Source organism: Actinomadura sp., assembly GCF_044508335.1.
In the GTDB taxonomy this organism is placed as follows: Bacteria; Actinomycetota; Actinomycetes; order Streptosporangiales; family Streptosporangiaceae; genus Spirillospora.
The window spans coordinates 1-23,256 of sequence record NZ_JBIQHY010000058.1 but is presented as its reverse complement, the minus strand read 5'-3'; the positions used below and the strand labels follow the sequence as shown (position 1 = coordinate 23,256).

Genomic DNA, 23,256 nt, shown 5'->3' with positions numbered 1-23,256 from the left:
ACACGACATGTGGCCCGGGTCGAACCCGCCGATGGGACCGCCGCCGCCCACGGGACCGGCCGCGCCCTCGTGGGTCCCGGAACGCCGTGTCGGCCCGAGCGCGGGCTGGTACGCGCTGCCCGTCGTCCTGCTCTTCGCCGCGGTGGTGGGCTTCTTCACCGTGCTCGGGTTCCTGTGGGACGACTCCAAGGTCGCGGACGGGCCCCCGGCCGCCGGGGATCCGGTCGCCGGGGTCACGGTCCGGCTCTCCGAGGGGCACGGGTACTTCCTCTACGTCCGCACGGGCGGGTCCTCGCCCTACTCCTGCACGGTGCAGGTGGGGGAGCGGTCCGGGCCGGTCCGGCTGACGCGGAAGAACTCCTGGAGCGCGGGCGAGCACGCCGGCTACCGGTACACGGCCACGTTCCACGCGCCGGTGTCCGGGACGGCGCGGCTGACCTGCCGGGGCGCCGACGGCCCGATCCTCGTGACGCCGGACGACACCGTGCACGCCTACCTCGGCTTCGCCGTGCTGGCCGCCCTCGGCGTCGGCGGGCTCGCCGCCCTCAGCTTCGCGGTGACCTTCCTGCGCCGCGGCTCCGCCAAGCGCCGTGCGGCCGGCGCGGGCGCCCACCTCCGCTGACGCCCCGGCGGCCCGCCGGCGCGGCCCTCCCCGCCCGCGCCCGGGGCGGTGTTCAGGACGTGAGCTCGCGTTCCAGCGGGGTGCGGAAGCGGGGGACGGCGCGCACGTCGCCGTACCAGGCCGCCATCCGCGCCGCCTCCCGCTCGATCGCGGCCTCGGCGTCGGCGCCGACGTCCTCCAGGACGCGGACGGCGATCTCGCCGTCCTTGCGCTGCGCCCAGCCCCCGACGACGCGGCCGTCCCACCAGACGGACGGGCCGATGTTGCCGTTGCGGTCGAACAGCGCCGGGCCGTGGCCGCCGAGGAACCAGCCGCGCTCCCGCCAGCCCATCGGCGTCGGGTCGAGCGCGGGCAGCAGCGCCGCCCACGGCTCCGGCTCGGGGGCGGGCTCCAGGTCGTCGGAGAGGACGAGGCCGGTGCCGCCGCCGAGGTCGACCTCGGTGACGTCGAGGAGCGCGAGGGCCTTCTTGACGTCGCCGGCGCTCCAGCCCGTCCACCACTTCAGGTCAGCGACCGGGGCCGGGCCGAACGCGCGCAGCCAGCGGCGGACGAGCTCGGCGCGCGCGGCGTCGGCCGGGACGTCCTCGACGCCGCCGGGCAGCCACGTCTCGACCGGCGACCACATGTACTGGCTGCTGGCCCACGTCCCGTTGGGGCGGCCGCGCACGATGCGGCCCTCGCAGCCGAGCGTGACCAGGACCCACGTGGTGATGCTCGTCGGCCGGGAGTAGGGCTTGCCGGGCGCGGGATCGACCTGCGTCCGCAGCAGCGGCACGTCGGCGCCGAGCTGCGCGCCGGTGGCCTCCCCGCGGGCGAGCAGCGCCTCGTGCGCGGCCTCCGCGGCCTCGGCGAACAGCTTCGCGGCGTCGGGGACGTCGCTGCCGCGCTCGATGATCCGGGTGTAGGTCGCGCGCTGCTTCACGGCCAGGCCGTCCGCCGTGGACGCCTGCAGCACCGGGAGCAGCTCGGTGGGCGCGACGAACATCGTCCGGCGCATGGCGAGCATCCGCAGCAGCGTGCGGTCGTCGTAGAGCGCCCGCTCGACCGCGGCGGGGCCGGCCTCGGCGCTGCGGGCCGCCACCGACAGGAACACCGTGGCCGGGTCGGTGGCGTGCAGCACCACCATCGACCGGGCGATGGCGAGGACGTCGTCGGTCCGGGCCCGCGGCGCGAGCCGGTGCCGGAGCGCGAGCCGGGCCCGCCGCTCCGCCGGAGTCATCGAACGCATGAACGAATACTAGACCGGCTCAGCCGGCGTTGGAGATCTTCACCACCACGTTGTCCTGGGTGACCGACTGGACCGACACGTTGAAGCCCTCGGCCTCCTGCTCCCCGTCGCCGACCGGCACGGTCACCTGCTGACCCGCGATCTTGAGGGTGACCAGGTCGCCCTGCACCTTCACCAGCTCGGCCTTCACGCCGAGGATGGACGCGCTCGCGTCGACGCCGCGGTCGAAGGTCACCGTGCACGAGTCGACGTCGCAGGAGGTCCTGCTGTTCTCGCCGCCGCACGCCGCCAGGGCGCCGAGCGGCAGCAGCGCGAACGGGAGTACGGCCAGCTTCCGCCGGAGGGGAAAGGAGGTCATGCGGGGAGTCTACGGGCGTGGCGCGCCGCCGCCGTCCCGCCGCGGGCCGATCCGTCGGGGGCGAATGCGGCACCGCACGGTGACGCGGCTGGATCTTCCCGGTGACGCCGTGCTTCGCTGTGCGGATGAGCAAGGACAGCGCGCCTGCGGGCGGCGGCCCCGCCGAGGCGCCGGCGGCCGGCCCGGTCGTGTGCGCCGCACTGCGCATCGAGGCGCGCGCGGTCCGCCGCGGGCTCACCCGCACGCCGGTCGTGGTCGTCGGCTACCGCGCCCGGCGCGCGGCCCGGCTGCCGGACGCGTGCGCCGCCCTCGTCACCGTCGGGTTCGGCGGCGCGCTGGACGAGCGGCTGCGGCCGGGCGACGTCCTCGTCGCCGACGAGATCCGCGGCCCCGGCGGGACGGCGGTGCCGTGCGCCGCGCCGCACCTGCTCGCCGGGGAGCTGATCCGGGACGGCCTGAGCGTCCAGGTCGGCCCGCTGATCACCACCGACCGCGTCGTCCGCGGCGCGGAGCGCGCCGCGCTGGCCGCGCGGGGCGCGCGCGTCGCCGACATGGAGTCGGCCCTCGTCGCCGCGCGGGGCGGCGGGCTGCCGGCGGCCGCCGTCCGGGTCGTCGTGGACGGCCCCCGGCACCCGCTGTGGAGCCCCGGCACGATCGGGCGCGGGCTGGCCGCGCGGCGGGTCCTGGCCCGCACCGGCCCCGCCCTGGAGCGCTGGAGCGTCCTGCTCGTCCGCGGCGGGGAGGACGCCCGCGGCGGGGAGGGCGCCCGCGACGGCAGCGGCTGAGCCGGTTCAGCCGTGCTCGCCGCCGCTGTGCCCGGTGCCGTGGTGGTCGCCCTGGACGATCTTGCCGCCGAGCTCGGTGCGCAGCGACTCCAGCGTCGGCTTCTCGCTGACCGCCACCCAGCGGGCCCCGACGAGGTACCAGCCGCCCCACGGCTTGGCCTCGTGCAGCCACGACTGCATGCCCTTGTCGGTGGTGAAGCTCAGCAGCACGAAGCGCCCGAGAGAGGTCTTGCAGTTCCCCTGCTCCATGTCCTTGACCTTGCGCGTGCCGGTCACCTTGCAGTCCGTCTGCCGGGCCAGCTCCTGCAGGCTGGCCGGCTTGGCGACCTTCTCGGCGGAGTCGCCGGACTCCGCCGAGCAGCCGGCCGCGAGCGGCAGCGCCAGCGCCGCCGCGCACAGCAGCGGCGGCCTGATGAGGTCGAGGGGGTGTCGGGAACCCATCGCCAATCCTCTCCGGGGTCAGATGCGCGATTCGAGGGATGAATACGCGCCCCGCCCGGGCGGGGTTCACCGGTCCGCTCAGGCCATCAGGCGGGCTCCGGCCGCGGCGCGGACGCCGGGCTCCTCGGCGCCGTCCTGCTGCAGTCGGCGCAGCCGCAGCTGGGTCTCGCGGGTGAGCGGCGCGGACCGGGCGGCCTCGGCGCGCACGTCCTCCTCGCAGTCCCACAGGCCCTCGACGGTGTAGGACTCGGCGGTGTGCGGTGCGGTTCTCGTCAGTGCGGCCAGGATGCGGGGTCTCAGATAGGCGTAGGTCGACTCGGTCCAAGCGGTCTTCAGCAGCGGGACGGCCTCGCCGGCGCGCAGCCGCCCGAGGCCCTCGATCGGGCCGGCGGCGCCGCCCCATTCCCGGCGGGCGACGGCGCCGTGCAGCTCCTCCATGAGGAGCGGGATGTCCTGGCGGGTCCCGTAGCGGGCGAGGATGTGCAGCCCCATGTCGGCGCAGCCGCCGCGCGCCGCCGCCCAGGCCCGCGCCCGCGGCAGCGTCTCCGGGCCGTAGTCGCGCAGCGCCCGGCACACCGCCCCGCCCACCCGGCTCGGGCGCTGCGGCAGCAGCTCCTCGGCCAGGTCGAGCAGCGCCGGCGTCCGCCGCCGGCCCAGCTCGAAGATCGCCGCGATGGCGCCCTCCCCGCGCCGCCGCGCCAGCTCCAGCAGCTCGTCCTCGCTCTGCGCGCCCCGCGCCGGGGCCGCGGCCATCGCGCGGCGCGCCGCCCGCCCCGCCTCCCGCTGCCGCGCCAGCGCCGCCGCCACCCGCGGCTGCCGCGCCGCCCAGACCTCGATCACCGGGTTGCTGCGGCCCGGTATCAGCAGTGCCAGGTCGGCGTCGTCGCACCGCGCCGCCACCAGCTCGTCCAAGCCCGCCGCCAGCCCCGGATCCGCGAGGTCGACGAGTTCCGCGACCGCGTCGAACCAGTGCGCCCCTTCCTCGGCGTACCGCCGCAGCGGCGCCGCCGCCTCCCGCCGGCTCAGCCGCACCAGGTCGGCGAGCACGCCCAACGCGAGGTCCACCCGCCAGTCGTCGGGGTCGGTGTGGTCGGACGGGTCGAAGAGATGCCGGGCCACCGGCCCGACCGGCAACTCCAGGTCGACCATCAACCGGGCGTAGTACAGCCGCCGCGACTCGCACTGCCGGTCCCACCGCGGATCCCGCCGCACGCAGGCGTACACGTACTCGCCCGCCCCCCGCCGGTCCGCCGCGCGCCGCGCGCCCCTCCCGAGCCCCCGCTGCAGCTGACCGTGCAGCGTGCCCGCCGATTCCAAGACGACCTCGTTGCTCACCCCGCCAGAATGCGCACCTGAGCAGATAACGGGCAAGTGTTTTACCCCAGGCAGTCCCGCCCTCATATCTCCCGCTGGGCCGTCCAGGACGCGTGCAGGTCGGCGTAGACGCCGGGCTCGGCGGCGAGGACCGCGTGCGGGCCGCGCTGCACGACGCGGCCCGCCTCGAAGACGATCACCTCGTCGGCCGCCTCGGCGGTGGAGAGCCGGTGCGCGATGGCGATCGCGGTGCGGCCCCGGGTGACGCCGTCCAGCGCGCGCTGGATGCGGACCTCGGTCGCCGGGTCGACGGCCGAGGTCGCCTCGTCCAGGACGAGGAGGTCCGGGTCGGCGATGTAGGCGCGGGCCAGCGCGACGAGCTGCCGCTCGCCGGCCGACAGGGACTCCCCGCGCTGCCCGACCGGGGTGTCCAGGCCCTGCGGCAGGCCGTCCAGCCAGTCGGCGAGGCCCAGCTCGGTGAGCGCGAGGACGAGGTCCTCGTCGGAGGCGTCCGGCCTCCCGTAGCGGATGTTGTCGCCGAGGGACGCGTCGAACAGGAAGCCGTCCTGCGGCACCATCACGATCCGCTCCCGCAGGGACGAGAACCGGATGCCGGTGAGGGGCACGCCGTCGACGAGGATGCGGCCGGAGACCGGGTCCATGAGGCGGGTCAGCAGCTTGGCGAACGTCGTCTTGCCCGAGCCCGTCTGCCCGACGACGGCGACGCGGCTGCGGGGCGCGATGTCCACGTTCACGTCGTGCAGGACGGGCGGCCCGCCCGGGTAGGCGAAGCCCACCGACTCGAACCGCACCTCGATCGGCCCGCGCGGCAGCGTCACGCCCGCGTCGCCCGGGTCGGCGACGTCCGGGACGGTGTCCAGTACGCCGAGCACGCGGCGCCAGCCCGCGATCGCGTTCTGCGCCTCGTTCAGCACCTCGGTGGCCGTCTGCATCGGGCTGACGAACAGGGTGACCAGGAAGAGGAAGGCGACCAGCTCGCCGGCCGACACCTGCCCGGCGATGCCGAGCAGCGTGCCGGCGATGACGACCGCGGCCGTCGCCAGGGCCGCGACCAGCTCGCTGACGGGGAACGTCAGCGCGACCATCGCCTGCGCGCGGGTCTGCGCCGACCGGTACGCCTCCACGGTCTCGTCCACCCGGCGGCCGGTGCGCTCCTCGGAGGCGTACGCGCGGATCACCGGGGCGCCCACGACCGACTCGCCGACCGCGGCCAGCAGGTCGCCCATGCGCTCGCGCACCCGGAAGTAGGCCGCCGACAGGATCCGCTGGAAGCGGCGCAGCGCGAACGCCAGCGGCAGGAACGCCACCCAGACGAGGAGGGCCAGCTGCCACGAGTAGACGACCATCAGCACGCTCGCCACGAACAGCTGGCCGATCGACACGATGAACATCAGCCCGCCGGACTGCATGAACTGGCTGATCTGGTCGACGTCGCTCGTCACCCGCGACACCAGGGCGCCCCGCCGCTCCCCGCTCTGGGTGAGCATCGACAGGTCGTGGACGTGCCGGAACGCCTTCACCCGCAGCCCCGCGAGGCCGCCCTCGGACGTCTTGTAGAGCCGCACGTTCATCAGGTACGCGCACACCGCCGTCACCAGCACGGCCACCGCGCACAGCAGCACCGCCGTCCGGATGAAGGCGATGTCGGGGCCGCCCGGGCGGCCGACGCCCTTGTCGATCGTCTGCTGGACGGCGATGGGCACCACCACGCGTCCCGCCGTGGACACCAGCGCCAGCGCGATCGTCCCGGCGAGGCCCGCGCGGAACTCGGGGCTCAGCCGCAGCCCCCGCCTGAGGGTGCTGATCGCGCCTTCCGCGGCCGATGAGCCGTCCAGGCCCGGGGCGTCCGGTCCCGCGGTGTTCAGGATCGTCATGCCAGGGCCTCCTCGCCGCCTTCGACCGCCTCCTGCTCCGCCTCGGCCCGCTCGTAGGCGGTGACGAGGTTGCGGTAGCCCTCCGAGCTCTCCAGCAGCTCGGCGTGCGAGCCGCGCGCGGCGACGCGGCCGTGCTCCATGTACACGACCTCGTCGGCCAGCGCGATCGTGGCCTTGCGGTAGGCGACGACCACGACGGTCGCGCCGCCCGCCGCGTCCGACCGCGCCTCCCGCAGGCCCTGCAGGATGCGCGCCTCCACCTGCGGGTCGACGCTGGACGTCGCGTCGTCCAGGACGAGCAGCCGCGGCCGCCGCACCAGCGCGCGGGCCAGCGCGAGCCGCTGCCGCTGCCCGCCGGACAGCGTCGCGCCGCGCTCGCCCACCCTCGTGTCGAGGCCGTCGGCGAGGGCCGCGACGAACCCCTCCGCCTGGGCCAGGCGCAGCGCCTCCCAGACGCGCTCGTCCGGCACGTCGAGGCCGAGCGTGACGTTGCCGCGCACGGTGTCGTCGAACAGGAACGTCTGCTGCGGGACGAGCGCCGCCGTCGCCGCGACGCCGCCGCGCCGGACGTCCCGCAGGTCGACGCCGTCCAGCAGGACCGACCCGTCCGCCGGGTCGACCAGCCGGACCAGCAGCGAGGTCAGCGTCGACTTGCCGGAACCGGTCGGGCCCACCACCGCGATCGTCCGGCCGGGGGACGCCGCGAACGACACGTCGTGCAGCACGCGGTGCCCTCCGCCGCCGTCCGCGCCGTGACGGTCCGCGCCGCGACCGTCCGCGCCGTCTCCGGTCCCGTCCGTCTCGTAGGCGAACCGGATCTCGCGGACCTCCAGGCCGGCCGCCCCGCCGGAGCCGTCCAGCGCGCCGTCCCCGTACGGCAGGGAGCCGCTCGCGTCCAGCACCCCGCGGACCCGCCGCCACCCGACGACGCTGCGCGGCACCTCGCCGAGCACCCAGCCGAGCGCCCTGATCGGCCACGACAGCAGCGTGAACAGGTACGCGACGTTCACCAGGTCGCCCGGCGACATCGCCCCCGCCTCCAGCCGCAGCGACCCGATCAGCAGGACGGCGAGCACGCCGAGGTTCGGCAGCGCCTCCAGCACCGGGTCGAACAGCCCGCGGATCCGGCCCACCGCGACGTTGGCGTCCCGCAGCGCCTCCGCCCGCTCCCGGAACCGGCGCGTCTCGGCCGCCTCCCGGCCGAGGGTCTTGACCACCAGGCCGCCCTCGAAGCTCTCGTGCGCCACCTCGCTGACCTCCGCGCGCAGCTGCTGCGCGCGGGTCGCGACCGGCGACAGCCGCCGCTGGTACGCCACGTTGATCAGCGCGACGGCGGGGAAGACCAGGAAGCCGACCGCGGCCACCACCACGTCCGTCACCAGGATCGACACGGCCGAGATGATCAGCATGAACACCACGCCGACCGCCATCGGCAGCGGCGCGATCGGCGCCCACACCGCCTCCACGTCCGCGTTGGCGTTGGACAGCAGCTGCCCGGTCGGGTGCCGGTGGTGCCACGCCAGCGGCAGCCGAAGGTACTGCCGGGTCACCGCGCGGCGGTAGGTCGCCTGCATCCGGTACTGCATGAGGCCCGCGTAGAACCGGCGGCCCGCGACGCCGAGGGCCTTCAGCACCGCCACCGCCATGATCAGGGCGGCGGCCCCGGCCAGCGCCCCGGCCGTCGTGCGCCCCGACGCGAACGCCGGCAGCACGACCCGCTCCGCCGCCCAGCCGAGGACCTTCGCCGTCGCCACGGTCATCGCCGCGTACAGCGCGCTCGCCAGCACCGACACCGTGAACACGCGCGGCTCCGCCTTGACCGCGACCCACAGCACGCCCATCCCCTCCCTGAGGACGTGGGGGCTGACGCGTCTGGACGCAGGTGGCACGGCGACTCCTCGGTCACGGCTCGGTCGGCACGAGGCCCGGGACATGCCACCGCGGCCGCGGTGCGGGGGTCTGCGGGCCCGAACATTGCCTACCATCCCGCTCCGTCCCTTATTCCCGGCCCGTCCCGCTGCGCCCTACGATCGGACGATGAGCACCTCCGAGGACGGCCCCGCCGAACCGGGCCCGGTCCGCCGCGAGCGGCTGCTGCTCGCCGACGCGCTGGCGGAGGCGGGGCCGGACGCGGCCACGAAGTGCGCCGGCTGGGACGCCCGCGACCTGGCCGCGCATCTGGTGGTGCGGGAGAACCGCCCCGACACCGCCCCCGGAATACTGCTGCCCCCGCTGTCCTTCTACACCGAGCGCGTCCGCCGCCGCACCGCGCGCGGCGTCCCGTTCGAGCGGCTGGTGGAACGGTTTCGGGACGGACCCGCGAAGTTCTCCCTGTACGCGCTTCCGAAGGTCGACGAAATCGCGAACGGTGTCGAGTTCTTTGTGCACCATGAGGACGTGCTGCGCGCGCGTCCCGACTGGGAGCGGCGGGAGATCTCGCCGGAACTCGAGGAAGTGCTCTGGCGGCGGATAAAAATTGCCCGCTTTGTCCTAAGAAAAGTTCACGTCGAGGTAACGCTGGTGCAACCGGACGGCCGGAGCCTGCGGGTGGCCGGCCGCGGCCGGGACGCGCGCGGCGGCGCCCGCGGCGCCGTCCGCGTGCACGGCCCGGTCGGCGAACTGGTCCTGTGGGCGCTGGGCCGCCGGGACGTCGCGGACGTCCGGCTCACCGGGGCCACGGACGCTGTCAAGAGCCTGACCGAGACCGGTTGGAGTCTTTAACGGCCAGGTAACGGCACGGTTCGCCGAGAGGAGAATCGCGTGCCTTGCGGCTCCTCCGCTTTACGCGGAACCGGTGATACTGTGGGTCGGTCGGTTGCAGTCGTGGTTCTCGATCGTGCAGACGCCCGCGGACTGATGGCAGCGGGCGTTTTGGCTTTTCCGGGACCGTACCGGGGGCGAGAGCGTTCCGCAGCGACCGCACGGGCCCGCGAGGTGTGGGCCCAGGTTTTGCCGCAAGGAGAAAGACATGCCCCAGCAGGGCACCGTGAAGTGGTTCAACGCCGAGAAGGGCTTCGGATTCATCGCCGTGGACGGCGGCGGCCCGGACGTCTTCGTGCACTACTCGGCTATCCAGACCTCCGGATACCGCACGCTGGACGAGAACCAGCGCGTCCAGTTCGAGGTGACGCAGGGTAACCGGGGTCCGCAGGCCGACCAGGTCGTCCCCCTGTAACACCCGCAGTCGTACGTCTGGGCCCGTTCCCTCCGCCGGGAGCGGGCCCTTTCGTTCGCCGGGCCTCCGCTCCGGGGACCGCGTTCACGGGCCGCGTTCGGGGGGCGGGCCGCGGCGCAATAAACTGCGGGTCATGTCCGCACGCCCGTCCAACCTGGACCCGAAGATCGCCGATCGGCTGAAGCGCGACCCGAACGGCCTCGTGCCCGCCATCGCCCAGCAGTACGACACCGGCGAGGTGCTCATGCTCGGCTGGATGGACGACGAGGCCCTGCACCGCACCCTCACCACCGGCCGCTGCACCTACTGGTCGCGCAGCCGGCAGGAGTACTGGGTGAAGGGCGAGAGCTCCGGCCACCAGCAGTGGGTCAAGTCGGTCGCGCTGGACTGCGACGCCGACGCCGTCCTGGTGAAGGTCGACCAGGTCGGCGGCGCCTGCCACACCGGCGACCGCACCTGCTGGGACGCCGACGTCCTCGACGCCGTCGTCGGGGAGCGGCCCGAGCAGAGCGCATGACGCCCGGGCGCGAACGCGGCCTGGCGGCGCTGCTGTGCGCCGCCGGCGCCGGTCTCGCCCTGCTCGCCGCCGGCCGCCCCTGGGCCACCGTCGAGGCCCGGCACGCCATCACCCCGTTCACCCGGACGCTCACCGGCGGCGACCTCGGCGGCGCCGCGGGCGCCCTCGGCTGGGCGGGCCTCGCCGGCCTCGCCGCGCTGTTCGCCGCCCGCGGCCGCGTCCGCGCCGCCGTCGGCGTCCTCATCGCCCTGTTCGGGGCCGGGATCGCCTACGCGTCCGCGGCCGCCGTCCGGCGCTCCAACGTCCTGTCCGCCGCCGGCGACAAGAGCACCCTGCTCAGGCTCGGCGCCGACCCCGCCCTGCACGTGAACCCGTGGTGGACGGTCTCGGTGGCCGGCGGCGTCCTGCTCGTCGCCGCCGGCCTCGTCACGGCCGTGCGCGGTGCCCGCTGGCCCGGGATGTCGTCCCGCTACGAGCGCGCGGGCGCCCGCCCGCCCGCGGCGGAGGCCGAGTCCGGCGACCCGTCGGCGATGTGGCGGTCCCTCGACCGCGGCGAGGACCCCACCGCGCAGCGGAACGGCCGGCCGTGACCGCCGACGGTGGCGGCGTCGTGCTCGTGGTCGAGCACGACCCCGCAGTCGCCGAACTGCAGCGCCGCTACCTCGCCCGGGAGGGCTTCGACGTCGAGATCGTGGCCGACCCCGCCCGCGCGCCCGCCGCCGCCGAGCGCGCCCGGCCCGACGCCGTCGTCCTCGACCTGTCCACCGCCGCGCTGCCCGCCGACCTGTACCGGCGGGTCGCCGACGCCGCCCGCCCGGCGCCCGTCGTCGCCGTCACCGGCCCCCTCGACCCGCTCGCCGCCCGCTCGCTCGGCGACCACCGCGTCGAGCGCCCCTTCGGCCCCCGCGTCCTCGTCGCCGCCGTCGCCGAGGCGCTCCGCCGCGGCGCCCCCGCCGAGCCGCCCCCGGTGCCGCTGCGGGCCGGGCCGATCGCCCTCGACCCGCGCGACCGGACCGCCGTCGCCGGCGACCGCCGCGTCGCCCTCACCGTCACCGAGTTCGACCTCCTCGAATTCCTCATGGCCAACCCCGGCCGCGTCTTCACCCGCGAGCAGCTCCTCGACGCCGCCTGGGGCCCCGGCGCGGGCGCCGGCAGCCGCACCGTGGACGTCCACGTGGCCCAGCTCCGCGCCAAGCTCGGCGAGGGCACCCCCATCAGGACGGTCAGGGGCATCGGCTACGTCCTCGACGGGTGAGGGCCCCGGGCCGCCCGCCGCCGCACCGCCTATCGTGGACGGTGTGACCCGGGTATCCGTCCCCTCGCACGAGCACGCGCCCCGGACCGCGCCGCGCGGCGGGGTGCGCGCGCTGCTGCCGCAGGCGGCGGTGCTCGGCGGCGCCGCCGCCGGCGCCCTGATCGTGGCCCTCCGGGGCGACCCGAACGAGGCGGGGCACTATCCCGGCTGCCCGTTCCTGGCGCTGACCGGGTACTACTGCCCCGGCTGCGGGGCGACGCGGCTGGTCTACGCGCTGACGCACGGCGACGCGGGCACCGCGTTCGGGCTCAACCCGCTGCTGTTCGCCCTGCTGCCCGTCCTCGGCTACCTCTACGCGCGGTGGACGGTCGCGGCCGCGCGGGGCCTGCCGATGCGCACGGCCCTCTTCAAGCCGCCCGTCGTCTACGCGTTCCTCGGCCTCGTCATCGTCTACTGGATCGTGCGCAACCTGCCGTTCGCGCACGCCCTGGCCCCCTGACCTGCGCGAGGCGTCGGACAGGGCCTCCCGGGTGGGTGCCGCGCGACGGGAGGCGGCTACGATCGGTGCACGGAACGACCTGAAATAGGGGGCCTGCGACCTTGAGCGTTTTGGACGAGATCATCGAAGGCGTCCGGGCCGATCTCGCCGACAGGCAGCGCGAGGTCCCGCTCGACGCGGTCAAGGAGAAGGCGGCCCGGGCCCCGGCCCCGCGGGACGCGCTCGCCGCGCTGCGCGGCCCTGGCGTGTCGGTCATCGCCGAGGTCAAGCGCAGCAGCCCGTCCAAGGGCGCGCTCGCCGCGATCGCCGACCCCGCCGCGCTCGCCCGCGACTACGAGGCCGGCGGCGCCAAGGTCATCAGCGTGCTGACCGAGCGGCGCCGGTTCGGCGGCAGCCTCCAGGACCTCGCCGACGTCCGCGCCAACGTCGACGTCTCCATCCTGCGCAAGGACTTCATCGTCACCTCCTACCAGCTGTGGGAGGCGCGCGCCGCGGGCGCCGACATGGTGCTGCTGATCGTCGCGGCGCTGGAGCAGGCCGCCCTGGTGTCGCTGGTGGAGCGGGCCGAGTCCATCGGGCTGCTGCCGCTCGTCGAGGCGCACACCGAGGAGGAGGCGGCCCGCGCCGTCGAGGCCGGCGCCAGGGTCGTCGGCGTGAACGCCCGCGACCTGCGCACCCTCAAGGTCGACCGCGGGGTGTTCGCCCGGGTCGCGCCGACCATCCCCAAGGACGTCGTGAAGATCGCCGAGTCCGGGGTGCGGGGCCCGCACGACCTGCTCGCCTACGCCTCCAGCGGCGCCGACGCGGTCCTGGTGGGGGAGAGCCTCGTCATCGGCCGGGACCCGCGCGCCGCCGTCGCCGACCTCGTCGCCGCCGGCGCCCACCCGGCGCTCCGGCAGAGCGGCTGAGCCCGCCGCCCGCGCGGGTGCGCGGGGACCGGGTGCGCGGGGACCGGGTGCGCGGGGACCGGGTGCGCGAGGGCCGGGTGCGCGAGGACCGCGCCCACACGGAAACGCCTACTGGATAGGGTGGGGGCATGCAGGTCGAACCGCTCCGGGAGCGATGGCGGGGCTAGTCCAGGCCCCCGACGACCCCATCCACTTCTCCCACGACAGGACGCGTTTTCCCATGACCACGGACACCGCCGCGCGCGGTGCTGAAGCCGTACCCGACGCCGCCGGCCGCTTCGGCCGCTTCGGCGGCCGGTTCGCCCCCGAGGCGCTGATGGCCGCGCTGGACGAGCTGACCCGCGAGTTCGAGGCCGCCAAGAGCGACCCCGCCTTCACCGGGGAGCTGGACGACCTCCTCGCGAACTACGCCGGCCGCCCCAGCCTGCTGACCGAGGCGAAGCGCTTCGCCGAGCACGCGGGCGGCGCCCGGGTGCTGCTCAAGCGCGAGGACCTCAACCACACCGGCTCGCACAAGATCAACAACGTGCTGGGCCAGGCGCTGCTCACCCGCCGGATGGGCAAGTCCCGGATCATCGCCGAGACCGGCGCCGGGCAGCACGGCGTCGCCACCGCCACCGCCGCCGCCCTCCTCGGCCTCACCTGCACCGTCTACATGGGCGAGGTCGACACCGAGCGGCAGGCCCTCAACGTCGCCCGGATGCGGATGCTCGGCGCCGAGGTCGTCCCGGTGAAGAACGGCAGCCGCACCCTCAAGGACGCCTGCAACGAGGCGTTCCGCGACTGGGTCGCCACCGTCGACGACACCCACTACTGCATCGGGTCCGTCATGGGCCCGCACCCGTTCCCGATGATGGTCCGCGACTTCCAGCGCGTGATCGGCGTCGAGGCGCGGCGGCAGTGCCTCGACGCGACGGGCGCCCTGCCGGACGCGGTCGTCGCCTGCGTCGGCGGCGGCTCCAACGCGATCGGCATCTTCCACGCCTTCGTCCCGGACGAGTCCGTCCGGCTGTACGGGTTCGAGGCGGGCGGCGACGGCGTCGCGTCCGGCAGGCACGCCGCGACCCTCGTCGGCGGCTCCCTCGGCGTCATCCACGGCATGCGGACGTACCTGCTGCAGGACGACGACGGCCAGACGCTCGAGACCCACTCGATCTCCGCCGGCCTCGACTACCCCGGCGTCGGCCCCGAGCACTCGTGGCTGCACGACACCGGCCGCGCCGAGTACCGCGAGATCACCGACGCGGAGGCGATGGACGCGTTCGCGCTGCTGTGCCGCACCGAGGGGATCATCCCCGCCATCGAGTCGGCGCACGCGCTCGCCGGCGCGCTCAAGGTCGGCAAGGAGCTGGGCCCGGACGCCACCGTCGTGGTGTGCCTGTCCGGGCGCGGAGACAAGGACATGCACACGGCCGCGACCTTCTTCGGCCTGATGCCGGAAGGAGAGGGCGAGTGAGCGTCCGGTCCGTCTTCGAGAAGGCCGAGACCGAGGGGCGCGCCGCGCTCGTCGGCTACCTGCCCGTCGGGTTCCCGACCGTCGACGGCGCGGTCGAGGTCGCCAGGACCATGGTCGACGCGGGCTGCGACGCCATCGAGCTCGGCCTGCCGTACACCGACCCGATGATCGACGGCCCCGTCATCCAGGACGCCGTCCACCAGGCCCTCGCCGGCGGCGCCCGCGTCGCCGACGTGTTCCGGACGGTCGAGGCCGTCGCCGCCGCCGGCGCACCGGTCCTCGTCATGACGTACTGGAACCCCGTCGACCACTACGGCGTCGGCCGGTTCGCCCGCGACCTGGCGTCCGCCGGCGGCCGCGGGCTGATCACCCCGGACCTCACGCCCGAGGAGGGCGGCGACTGGCTGGAGGCGTCCGACGAGCACGGCCTCGACCGGGTGTTCCTCGTCGCGCTCAGCTCCACCGACGAGCGCATCGAGACGATCACCGGCGTGTGCCGCGGGTTCGTGTACGCGGCGTCGCTGATGGGCGTCACCGGCGCCCGCTCCGCCGTCGACACCGGCGCCCCGCGGCTGGTCGAGCGGACCCGCGCGGTCATCGACAAGGCCGGGACCGGGCTGCCGGTCGGCCTCGGCCTCGGCGTCGGCACGGGCGCGCAGGCCGCCGAGGTCGCCGGGTTCGCCGACGGCGTGATCGTCGGGTCGGCGTTCGTCCGCCGCGTCCTGGAGGCCCCCGACCTCGGCGCGGGCCTGGCCGCGGTCCGGTCGTTCACCGAGGAGCTCGCGGCGGGCGTCCGCGCCGGCCGCTGACCGCTCCGGAACACGCCCGCGCAGCACGCCCGGACACGCCCGCGCGGAACGCGGAGAACCCGTTTCCGCGCGGGCCGCGCCGTGCTCCGGGAACTCCGCGCGGCCGCCGCCGAGTTGTTGCTTGTGGTACCGCCCCTCTCCCGTAGGGTGTGTTCGCCGGAGGAGGCGGTCCCGGAAGGAACGCGATGACGCAAGAGATGACGGCGAAGGGCCGGGCCAAGACGGCGCCGCCGCCGCTGCCGCCCGCATGGTTCCAGGTCGCGGCGTGGCTGCTGACGCTGGCCGGGCTCGGCATCTCGGTCTACCTGACGATCACCCACTACGACGAGGGCGCGCTGGTGTGCTCGGCGACCTCGACGATCGACTGCCACGCGGTCACGACGAGCGAGTACTCCACCCTGCTCGGCATCCCGATGCCGCTGCTCGGCCTGGCGTTCTTCGCCGGGTTCGCCGCGCTGCTGACGCCGTGGGCGCTGCGCTCGGCGCGGCCTCCGCTGCGCTGGGCGCGCGTCGCGGGCGTCTCGGTGGGCGTGCTCATGGTCGTCTACCTCGTCACCGTCGAGCTGGCGATCCTGCACAAGATCTGCCTGTGGTGCACCGGGGTGCACGCCGTCACCGTCGCGCTGTTCCTGATAGTCCTGATCGACGAATTCCGGCGGATCGGTCAGGTCGACTAATCTCGCCGTTACCGCGCCGCACGGTGGCGGCGCCCGGGTCCGCACGCACGAGGAGAACCAATGAGCAAGGCCGCACGAGAGCGGTCCGCGAGGGAGCGCCTGGCCGCCGAACGCAAGCGGCAGGCGGCGCGGGAGAAGCAGCGGCGGCTGCTCGCCATCGTCCTCGGATCGGTGGTGGCGGTGGCGGTGATCGTGGTCGCGACCGTCCTCGTCATCGACCAGAAGAACAAGAACGGCCGCGCCGAGCCGCACAAGGGCGCGCTCGCCCCGCTCAGCCGGCAGGACGACGGCTCGATCGTGATGGCCAAGGCCGGGGTGACCAAGCCGGAGCTGGAGATCTTCGAGGACTTCCAGTGCCCCATCTGCAAGCAGTTCGAGGCGTCCACCGGCGAGACGGTCGAGAAGCTCGCGCTCGAAGGCAAGGTCAAGGTCGTCTACCGGCCGTTCCACCTGTTCGGGCAGCAGAAGGACCCCATCCGGATCAACTCGCTGCGCTCGGCGGAGGCGGCGCTCTGCGTCCCGGCCGACAAGTGGATCTCCTACCACGACGCGCTCTTCAAGTTCCAGCCCGCCGAGGGCGAGAAGGGCTTCTCGCCCGACGACCTCGTCAAGTGGGGCAAGGACGTCGGCGTCACCGACCCGAACTTCGAGAAGTGCGTCCGGGACGAGCAGAAGAAGTCCCAGGTCGACGCGATGACCAAGTACGCGCTGCAGGACCGCGGCGTGGACGGCACGCCCACCGTCTTCCTGAACGGCCAGAAGCTCGATTCCGGCCAGTTCATGAACCCGGCGGGGCTGCGCGCGGCCATCGAGGCCGCCGGCGCGGCCGGGAAGTGACGGCGTCCCCCGGCGCTTCCTGACGACCTCCCCCGGCCGCCGCCGCTACGCTCTTCGTAGCGAACGCATCACGCAGGGTGGCGATCGGGGGATCGATGAGCGAGCAGGGCAGTGGACCGTCCGCGCGCAGGCGCCTCGCGGACGAACGGGCACGGGCGGCGGCCCGGGGCCGCCGGCGGCGCGCGCTGCTGGTGGTCCTCGGCGCCGTCGCCGTGGCGGGCGCCGCGGTCGCGGCCGTCGTCGTGCTGGTGTCGCGGAACGGGGGCGGCGGGCCCGCGGTCGGCGACTACAAGGGCGCGCTCGCGCCCGCGGCCCGGCAGGGCGACGGATCGGTCGCCATGGCGCAGCCGGGGGTGAAGGCGCCCGTCCTCGACGTCTGGGAGGACTTCCAGTGCCCCGCGTGCAAGGCGATGGAGGCGCGGCTCGGCGGGACGATGAAGCGGCTCGCCGCGGAGGGGAAGGTCAAGGTCGTCTACCGGCCGTTCCAGCTGTTCCAGCAGGAGCCGCTCATGTCGAACTCGCGGCGGGCCGCGAACGCCGCCGCCTGCATGCCCGCCGGGCACTGGGTGAAGTACCACGACCGGCTCTACGCCGAGCAGCCCGAGGAGGGCCGGAAGGGGTTCGCCCCGCAGGACCTCATCGCCTGGGCCGCCGACCTCGGGGTGACCGACCCGTCCTTCGCCGCCTGCGTCAACGGCGAGCAGAAGATGAAGACCGTCGACCAGGCGAGCGCCCTGGCGGGGAGGTCCGGCGTCGACGCCACCCCGTACCTGGCGCTGAACGGCAGGAAGGTCGGCGACGACGTCCTCGGCTCGCCCAAGGAGCTGGAGAACGCCGTCGCGAGGGCCGCCGGGAGCGCGCCCGCCTCCGGCGGCGCCCGGCACGGCGGCGCCCGCTCCGGCGGCACGGCGGCCGGAGCGCAATGAACGAGAGGGCGCGCACCGCGTCCGGGAGGCGGTAACGTCAACGGTCATGCACCAGCTCGCCTACATCCCGAGTCCCTCGCAGGGCGTCTGGCATCTCGGGCCCGTCCCGGTCCGCGCCTACGCCATCATGATCATCCTCGGCATCGTCGCCGCGGTCTGGCTGGGCGAGCGGCGCTGGGCCGCCAAGGGCGGCGCCCCGGGCGTGATCGTCGACGTGGCCGTGTGGGCGGTGCCGTTCGGCCTGGTCGGCGGGCGGCTCTACCACGTGATCACCGACTACCAGCGCTACTTCGGGGAGAACGGCGAGCCGCTGCGGGCGCTGGAGATCTGGAAGGGCGGCCTCGGCATCTGGGGCGCGATCGCGCTCGGCGCGCTCGGCGCGTACATCGGCTGCCGGCGGCGGGGCATCTCGATCCTGGCGCTCGCCGACGCGGTCGCGCCCGGCATCGCCCTCGCGCAGGCGATCGGCCGCTGGGGCAACTACTGGAACCAGGAGCTGTACGGCCGCCCGCTGGACGCCTTCTGGGCCCTGAAGATCGACGAGAACCACCGGCCGATGCTGGACGGCGGGCCCGCCCTCGACCCCAAGTACGCCGACGTCGCGACCTACCACCCGACGTTCCTGTACGAGTCGCTGTGGTGCGTCGGCGTCGCGGTCCTGGTCATCTGGGCCGACCGCCGCTACAAGCTCACGCACGGCCGCGCGTTCGCCCTCTACGTCGCCGCCTACACGGTCGGGCGCGGCTGGATCGAGGCGCTGCGCATCGACGACGCCCACCACGTCCTCGGGCTGCGGCTGAACGACTGGACGTCGATCATCCTGTTCCTCGGCGCGGTCGCCTACCTGTACCTGAACCGGGGCCGCAGCGGCCCGGAGAACGTCGGCGGCCCGACCGCCGCCGCCGCGCCCGGCGGCACCGCGGCCGCCCCGGCCGCCGGGGACGAGCCGGAGACCGGGCCCGAAGCCGGGACCGACGCGAAGGCCGCAGCCGAGGCCGGGACGGAGTCCGGTGCCGAGACGGACTCGAAGGCCGGCGAGCCCGCGGACGAGCCGGACGCCGCCGGTGAACCGGAGGGGGGCTCCGGCGCGGCCGGCGCGGCGGAGGACGCCCGGGACGCCGAGCCGAAGCCCGAGACTGCGGCCGACGAGCAGACCGACGAGCAGGCCGACGAGCAGCCTGACGAGCAGCCCGACGCCGAGTCCGATGCCGAGTCCGATGCCGAGTCCGATGCCGAGGCGGTGGCCGGCGAGGCGCCCGGCGCGGTGGACGCCGAGGGCGACGGCGCCGCCGACCCCCGCCGGGCGACGAAGGGGGAACCCGTCGCGGACGGGAAGTAGGAGACGGCGACGGGTGTCGGACGCAGGCTCAGATGACCGGTGAGAAGAAGCCCCGGGCGGTCCCGGAGCGCCACCACCAGCACCGCGACGTCACCGGGGGCTGGCTGCGGCCCGCGGTGTTCGGCGCGATGGACGGGCTCGTCTCCAACTTCGCGCTGATCGCGGGCGTCGCGGGCGGGCAGGCCGGGCAGAAGGTGGTCCTGCTGGCCGGGCTCGCCGGCCTGGCGGCGGGCGCGTTCTCGATGGCGGCGGGGGAGTACATCTCGGTCGCCTCCCAGTCGGAGCTGGCGGAGGCGGAGATCGAGGTGGAGCGGCTGGAGCTGGCCCGCCACCCGGCCGCCGAGGAGCGCGAGCTGGCCGAGGTGTTCGAGGCCCGCGGCGTGGACGCCGAGACGGCCGCCGAGGTCGCCCGGCAGCTGTCCCGGGACCCCGACGAGGCCCTGGAGGTGCACACCAGGGAGGAGCTCGGCGTGACGCCGGGCGACCTGCCCTCGCCGGTGCTGGCGGCGGGCTCGTCGTTCCTGTCGTTCGCGGTCGGCGCGGTCCTGCCCGTGCTGCCCTACCTGCTGGGCGCCGCGTCGCTGTGGCCGGCCGCGATCGTCGCGGCCCTCGGCCTGTTCTCCGCCGGGGCGCTGGTCTCGCGGATCACCACCAGGCCGTGGTGGTTCGGCGGGGCGCGGCAGCTGCTGTTCGGCGCCGCCGCCGCGGGCGTCACCTACGCCGTCGGCGCGCTGATCGGCACCAACGGCCTGTAGGGCCAAGGAATCTGGACGAAAAGCCCTTTTGGGCGCGCGGCGACCACCCGGCCCGCTAAGCTCCGGGGCGTGATCGAGGCTCGTGACTCAGGTTCCGCCCAGACCGCGCAGCAGGGCCGCGGGCGTGACTTCTGGCCGGAGGACAAGCCCGGCCGCAAGCTCCCCGACCCGAAGCTGCTGTTCGGCGCCGCCGCCGCGATCGTCGCGGTGATCGTCGCCGTGGCGGCCGTGCTCCTGCTCACCGGCGGAGGCGACGAGAAGGCGGCGAAGACGGCGGTGCCGACCGCGTACACGCCGGACTACCTCGGCGAGGGCTTCCGCCAGATCGCGTCCCGGTCCGCCGACGCCCGCGCGATCACCGAGGGCGAGGCGTTCTCCGCCAAGGACCTCAAGACCGACAAGTACGCGTTCAAGCTGGCCGCGTCCAAGCTGGCGAACGACTGCAAGGCCGGGACCTGGGGCGGCCGCCTGCAGGCCGACCTCGCCAAGTACCAGTGCACCCAGCTCGTCCGCGCCGCCTACGTGAGCGCCGACAAGAAGCACGTCGGCCAGTTCGTCGTGCTGAACATGGCGACCGAGGACGGCGTCAAGCAGATCCTGCGCGACCTCGACCCGGCGACCGGCGCGGGCTGGGTGACGCCGCTGAACGCGCCGGACGCGCCCGCCTTCGGGCAGGGGTTCAGCGCCGCCTACGCCAAGACCTACGGCCACTACGCCGTGATCACGTGGGTGGAGCGGGCCGGCGGGGCGCAGCCCGCCTCGCTCAACGAGATGATCGACGTGAGCCTCGTGATCGAGAACGCCGCCGACTTCCTCTACGGGCGGCTCGACCTGGCCTCCGGCGGGTGAGCGGGCAGTGACCGCGCCGCGCACGGACGCGCCACCGGCCGGCGGGCAGTAGTCTGCGCGCTCGTGGACCCCGATGAACCCCGCCGCGGCGGCCGCGGGAGAGCCCCGGTGAGCCGGCAGGGCCGCGGCCGGCCCGGCCCCCGCCGGACCCCGCCCGCCCGCGCCGGCGGCCCCCGCCGAGGAGCCCCGGCCCGCCGCCCCGCCCCGCCGAGGGAGCGGCCCGCGCCGCCGCCGCCCGCACGGCCGCACGGCGAGGCGCCCTACGGGGACGCGGCCTACGGCGAGGCTCCGTACGAGGGCGCGCCGTACGGGAGCGAGCCCTACGGGGACGGCCGGCACGGCGGCGAGGGGTACGGGGGAGCACCGTACGGCGAGGCGTACGGCGAGGCGTACGGCGAGGCGTACGGCGAGGCGTACGGCGCCGCGCCGCCCTCAGGTCCGCGCGGCGGGAAGCCGAAGAAGCCTCCGAAGGGCAGGAAGCCCGGCAGGACCGGCTCCGGCGCGGCGAACCCCGGCAAGGCCAAGGCCAAGGCCAAGAGCAAGGCCGATGGCAAGGCCAGGGGCAAGGCGGCGGGGGAGGCGCGCAGCGCGGCCGGGCCCGGGGCGAAGCTGTACTTCGGCGCGGCGGCCGTGCTGGCCGTGTTCGTGCTGATCGGGCTGGGCGCCGTGGTCGTGTTCCGCGGCGGGACCGGCACCGCGGCGGACCACGCGACGAACGCGAAGATCGGGACGCCGGCCGGGATCGGCCCGTCGCCGACCTCGTACTCCAGCTCCCCCTCGGCTCCCGCGTACGGCGGCATCACCGCGCGCAGCGCCGACTCCGCGCCGCTGACCGCCGACGAGGCGTTCCCCAAGGAGGCGGCGACGCTGTCCGTCCCCGGCGGGAAGGCCAAGGTGAAGCTGCGCGCCAAGCGGCTGGACGCCGACTGCGCCGCCGCCGTGTGGGGCGGGTCCGTGGGCGCCGAACTCGGCCGGGGCGGCTGCACCCAGGCGGCGCGGGCCATCTACTCCGACACGCGGAGCGGGTACGCGCTGGCGGTCGCGCTGTTCAACCTGAACACCGCGCAGGACGCGAACCGGTTCGTCGCGAGGCTGGAGCAGACGCTCGGCGCGGGCTTCGTCCTGCCGCTGGAGGCCCCCGAGCCGCTGGACGACTTCGGCCGCGGGTTCGGCATGGCGCGCGGCCTCGCCATGGGCCACTTCGCCGTGGTGTCCTGGGCGCAGCGGCTGGACGGCAAGGGCGACGCGACCGACGAGACGCTGCTGTCGCTGCTGATCGAGGGCGGCAAGTCCCCGGCGGTGCTCGGCCGCGCCGCCCGCGCGTCCGAATAGCGGCGGGGCGGCGGAAATATCCGGTAGATCACCGGCTTGTCACGGTAAACATCGCGTCACGGTGATGATGCTCACCGGGACCGGCGCCGGGCACCGCCCGGTGTACCCGTATCATTGGTCTAAACCACTTTGAGGTGACGCACCGTCCGATCGCCGAGGAGAAGTTTCGCGATCTGGTGCAGTCGGGCATGATCCCGGCAGTGATGTAATGTCATCTCACCGCAGCAGGGCCAACGTCGTCCCACGACTGCACTGACATCGAAGCAGTGACACGAAGAGACGACGGGAGGGTTGATGGCCTCGGCTGCCTTCACACCTGCTGCCCGCGCACAGGGCCGCCCCGACCCCCAGGGGCTGTACGACCCGGCCGGCGAGCACGACGCCTGCGGCGTCGGCATGGTCGCCGACATGCACGGCCGCAAGAGCCATGACATCGTCGAGAACGCCCTGACAGTGCTGAAGAACCTCGACCACCGGGGCGCGGTGGGCGCGGAGCCCGACGACGGCGACGGCGTCGGCATCCTCGTCCAGATCCCGGACGCGTTCTTCCGCGAGGTCTGCGACTTCCCGCTCCCCGGCGCCGGCGGCTACGCGGCCGGCATCGCGTTCCTCCCGGTGGACGGCGACGAGCGCGCCGCCGCGGTCGCCCACGTCGAGAAACTGTGCGTCGAGGAGGGCCTGACGGTCCTCGGGTGGCGCGAGCTCCCGCACGACCCGCGCTTCACGGGCCCGGCCGCGCGCCGCGTCATGCCGCACTTCGCGCAGCTGTTCGTCGCCCCCGCCGCCGGCGGCCCGCACGCGGGCAAGACCGGCCTGGAGCTGGACCGCGTCGTGTTCTGCATGCGCGAGCGCGCCGAGCAGGACGTCCGGGTGTACTTCCCGAGCCTGTCCAGCCGGACGATCGTCTACAAGGGGATGCTGACCACCCCGCAGCTGGAGCCGTTCTTCCCCGACCTGTCGGACCGCCGCTTCGCCAGCGCGATCGCCCTGGTGCACTCGCGGTTCTCGACCAACACGTTCCCGGCCTGGGAGCTGGCCCACCCGTACCGGTTCATCGCCCACAACGGCGAGATCAACACGGTGAAGGGCAACCGGAACTGGATGCGGGCCCGCGAGGCGCTGCTGGAGTCCGACCTGATCCCGGGCGACCTGTCCCGGATCTACCCGGTGATCGACATCGAGGCGTCCGACACCGCGTCGTTCGACGAGTGCCTGGAGCTGCTGCACCTCGGCGGCCGGTCGCTGCCGCACGCGGTGCTGATGATGATCCCGGAGGCGT

At 74.8% G+C, this 23,256-nt stretch carries 24 protein-coding genes and 1 pseudogene; 19 read left to right on the top strand and 6 right to left on the bottom strand.

What is annotated here, in order from left to right; genetic code table 11:
* Positions 1-7 precede the first annotated feature (7 nt).
* Positions 8-622 (top strand): hypothetical protein, encoded by a 615-nt coding sequence (locus tag ACIWVC_RS20055; RefSeq protein ID WP_396447843.1) that lies wholly within the window; start codon positions 8-10, stop codon positions 620-622.
* A gap of 52 nt (positions 623-674) precedes the next feature.
* Here the strand turns inward: ACIWVC_RS20055 and ACIWVC_RS20050 are convergent, their stop codons facing one another.
* Entirely contained in the window at positions 675-1,850 is a 1,176-nt protein-coding gene (locus ACIWVC_RS20050; RefSeq protein WP_396447845.1) for a winged helix DNA-binding domain-containing protein, read from the bottom strand.
* Positions 1,851-1,869: 19 nt separating this feature from the next.
* A complete protein-coding gene (locus ACIWVC_RS20045) occupies positions 1,870-2,208 on the bottom strand; it encodes a hypothetical protein (protein ID WP_396447847.1) in 339 nt (112 codons plus the stop codon).
* 125 nt (positions 2,209-2,333) lie between these two features.
* Between ACIWVC_RS20045 and ACIWVC_RS20040 the strand changes: the two genes are divergently transcribed.
* Complete coding sequence (locus tag ACIWVC_RS20040) at positions 2,334-2,993, top strand: hypothetical protein (RefSeq protein WP_396447848.1); 660 nt, start codon at positions 2,334-2,336, stop codon at positions 2,991-2,993.
* Between the two features lie 6 nt (positions 2,994-2,999).
* Here ACIWVC_RS20040 and ACIWVC_RS20035 read toward each other — a convergent pair whose 3' ends face one another.
* The 4 genes from ACIWVC_RS20035 to ACIWVC_RS20020 all read right to left on the bottom strand — a co-directional run bounded on the left by ACIWVC_RS20035 (position 3,000) and on the right by ACIWVC_RS20020 (position 8,484).
* Positions 3,000-3,434, bottom strand: a complete 435-nt coding sequence (locus ACIWVC_RS20035) for a hypothetical protein (RefSeq protein WP_396447849.1) — start codon at positions 3,432-3,434, stop codon at positions 3,000-3,002.
* Between the two features lie 78 nt (positions 3,435-3,512).
* Complete coding sequence (locus tag ACIWVC_RS20030) at positions 3,513-4,769, bottom strand: hypothetical protein (protein ID WP_396447850.1); 1,257 nt, start codon at positions 4,767-4,769, stop codon at positions 3,513-3,515.
* A 62-nt stretch (positions 4,770-4,831) separates the two neighbouring features.
* Positions 4,832-6,643, bottom strand: a complete 1,812-nt coding sequence (locus tag ACIWVC_RS20025) for an ABC transporter ATP-binding protein (protein ID WP_396447851.1) — start codon at positions 6,641-6,643, stop codon at positions 4,832-4,834.
* The gene (locus ACIWVC_RS20020) at positions 6,640-8,484 is read right to left on the bottom strand and encodes an ABC transporter ATP-binding protein (protein WP_396447869.1); all 1,845 of its coding nucleotides are present in this window, start codon (positions 8,482-8,484) and stop codon (positions 6,640-6,642) included. Before ACIWVC_RS20020 ends, ACIWVC_RS20025 begins: the two co-directional genes overlap by 4 nt.
* A gap of 196 nt (positions 8,485-8,680) precedes the next feature.
* Between ACIWVC_RS20020 and ACIWVC_RS20015 the strand changes: the two genes are divergently transcribed.
* The 17 genes and pseudogenes from ACIWVC_RS20015 to ACIWVC_RS19935 form a co-directional block, all read left to right on the top strand.
* Entirely contained in the window at positions 8,681-9,364 is a 684-nt protein-coding gene (locus tag ACIWVC_RS20015; protein WP_396447852.1) for a TIGR03085 family metal-binding protein, read from the top strand.
* 247 nt (positions 9,365-9,611) lie between these two features.
* A complete protein-coding gene (locus ACIWVC_RS20010; RefSeq protein WP_026405868.1) occupies positions 9,612-9,818 on the top strand; it encodes a cold-shock protein in 207 nt (68 codons plus the stop codon).
* A gap of 133 nt (positions 9,819-9,951) precedes the next feature.
* Positions 9,952-10,335 (top strand): phosphoribosyl-AMP cyclohydrolase, encoded by a 384-nt coding sequence (hisI, locus tag ACIWVC_RS20005; protein ID WP_396447853.1) that lies wholly within the window; start codon positions 9,952-9,954, stop codon positions 10,333-10,335.
* On the top strand, positions 10,332-10,925 hold the full coding sequence (locus ACIWVC_RS20000; RefSeq protein WP_396447854.1) for a Trp biosynthesis-associated membrane protein: 594 nt from the start codon (positions 10,332-10,334) through the stop codon (positions 10,923-10,925). The genes hisI and ACIWVC_RS20000 overlap by 4 nt, the downstream gene beginning before the upstream one ends.
* Positions 10,922-11,590 carry a response regulator transcription factor gene (locus ACIWVC_RS19995; protein ID WP_396447855.1) on the top strand — a complete coding sequence of 223 codons (669 nt, stop codon included), beginning with the start codon at positions 10,922-10,924 and terminating at the stop codon, positions 11,588-11,590. Before ACIWVC_RS20000 ends, ACIWVC_RS19995 begins: the two co-directional genes overlap by 4 nt.
* A 43-nt stretch (positions 11,591-11,633) precedes the next feature.
* Complete coding sequence (locus ACIWVC_RS19990) at positions 11,634-12,089, top strand: DUF2752 domain-containing protein (protein WP_396447856.1); 456 nt, start codon at positions 11,634-11,636, stop codon at positions 12,087-12,089.
* A gap of 101 nt (positions 12,090-12,190) precedes the next feature.
* Positions 12,191-12,997 (top strand): indole-3-glycerol phosphate synthase TrpC, encoded by an 807-nt coding sequence (trpC, locus tag ACIWVC_RS19985; RefSeq protein WP_396447857.1) that lies wholly within the window; start codon positions 12,191-12,193, stop codon positions 12,995-12,997.
* Positions 12,998-13,217: 220 nt separating this feature from the next.
* Entirely contained in the window at positions 13,218-14,453 is a 1,236-nt protein-coding gene (gene trpB / locus ACIWVC_RS19980; RefSeq protein ID WP_396447858.1) for a tryptophan synthase subunit beta, read from the top strand.
* Positions 14,450-15,262: a tryptophan synthase subunit alpha gene (gene trpA / locus ACIWVC_RS19975; RefSeq protein ID WP_396447859.1), complete on the top strand. Its 813-nt coding sequence runs from the start codon at positions 14,450-14,452 to the stop codon at positions 15,260-15,262. The genes trpB and trpA overlap by 4 nt, the downstream gene beginning before the upstream one ends.
* A gap of 185 nt (positions 15,263-15,447) precedes the next feature.
* Entirely contained in the window at positions 15,448-15,939 is a 492-nt protein-coding gene (locus tag ACIWVC_RS19970) for a vitamin K epoxide reductase family protein (RefSeq protein ID WP_396447860.1), read from the top strand.
* A 60-nt stretch (positions 15,940-15,999) separates the two neighbouring features.
* Positions 16,000-16,776, top strand: coding sequence for a DsbA family protein (locus ACIWVC_RS19965; RefSeq protein WP_396447861.1), 777 nt, complete (start codon positions 16,000-16,002; stop codon positions 16,774-16,776).
* Positions 16,777-16,871: 95 nt separating this feature from the next.
* Entirely contained in the window at positions 16,872-17,702 is an 831-nt protein-coding gene (locus ACIWVC_RS19960; protein ID WP_396447862.1) for a DsbA family protein, read from the top strand.
* A 46-nt stretch (positions 17,703-17,748) separates the two neighbouring features.
* Positions 17,749-19,041 (top strand): prolipoprotein diacylglyceryl transferase, encoded by a 1,293-nt coding sequence (gene lgt, locus ACIWVC_RS19955; protein WP_396447863.1) that lies wholly within the window; start codon positions 17,749-17,751, stop codon positions 19,039-19,041.
* 32 nt (positions 19,042-19,073) lie between these two features.
* Positions 19,074-19,796, top strand: coding sequence for a VIT1/CCC1 transporter family protein (locus ACIWVC_RS19950; RefSeq protein WP_396447864.1), 723 nt, complete (start codon positions 19,074-19,076; stop codon positions 19,794-19,796).
* Positions 19,797-19,865: 69 nt separating this feature from the next.
* Positions 19,866-20,645, top strand: coding sequence for a hypothetical protein (locus ACIWVC_RS19945; protein ID WP_396447865.1), 780 nt, complete (start codon positions 19,866-19,868; stop codon positions 20,643-20,645).
* A 108-nt stretch (positions 20,646-20,753) separates the two neighbouring features.
* Positions 20,754-21,977, top strand: a complete 1,224-nt coding sequence (locus tag ACIWVC_RS19940; protein WP_396454417.1) for a hypothetical protein — start codon at positions 20,754-20,756, stop codon at positions 21,975-21,977.
* A gap of 294 nt (positions 21,978-22,271) precedes the next feature.
* A pseudogene (locus ACIWVC_RS19935) lies at positions 22,272-23,256 on the top strand (glutamate synthase subunit alpha); the annotation flags it as partial.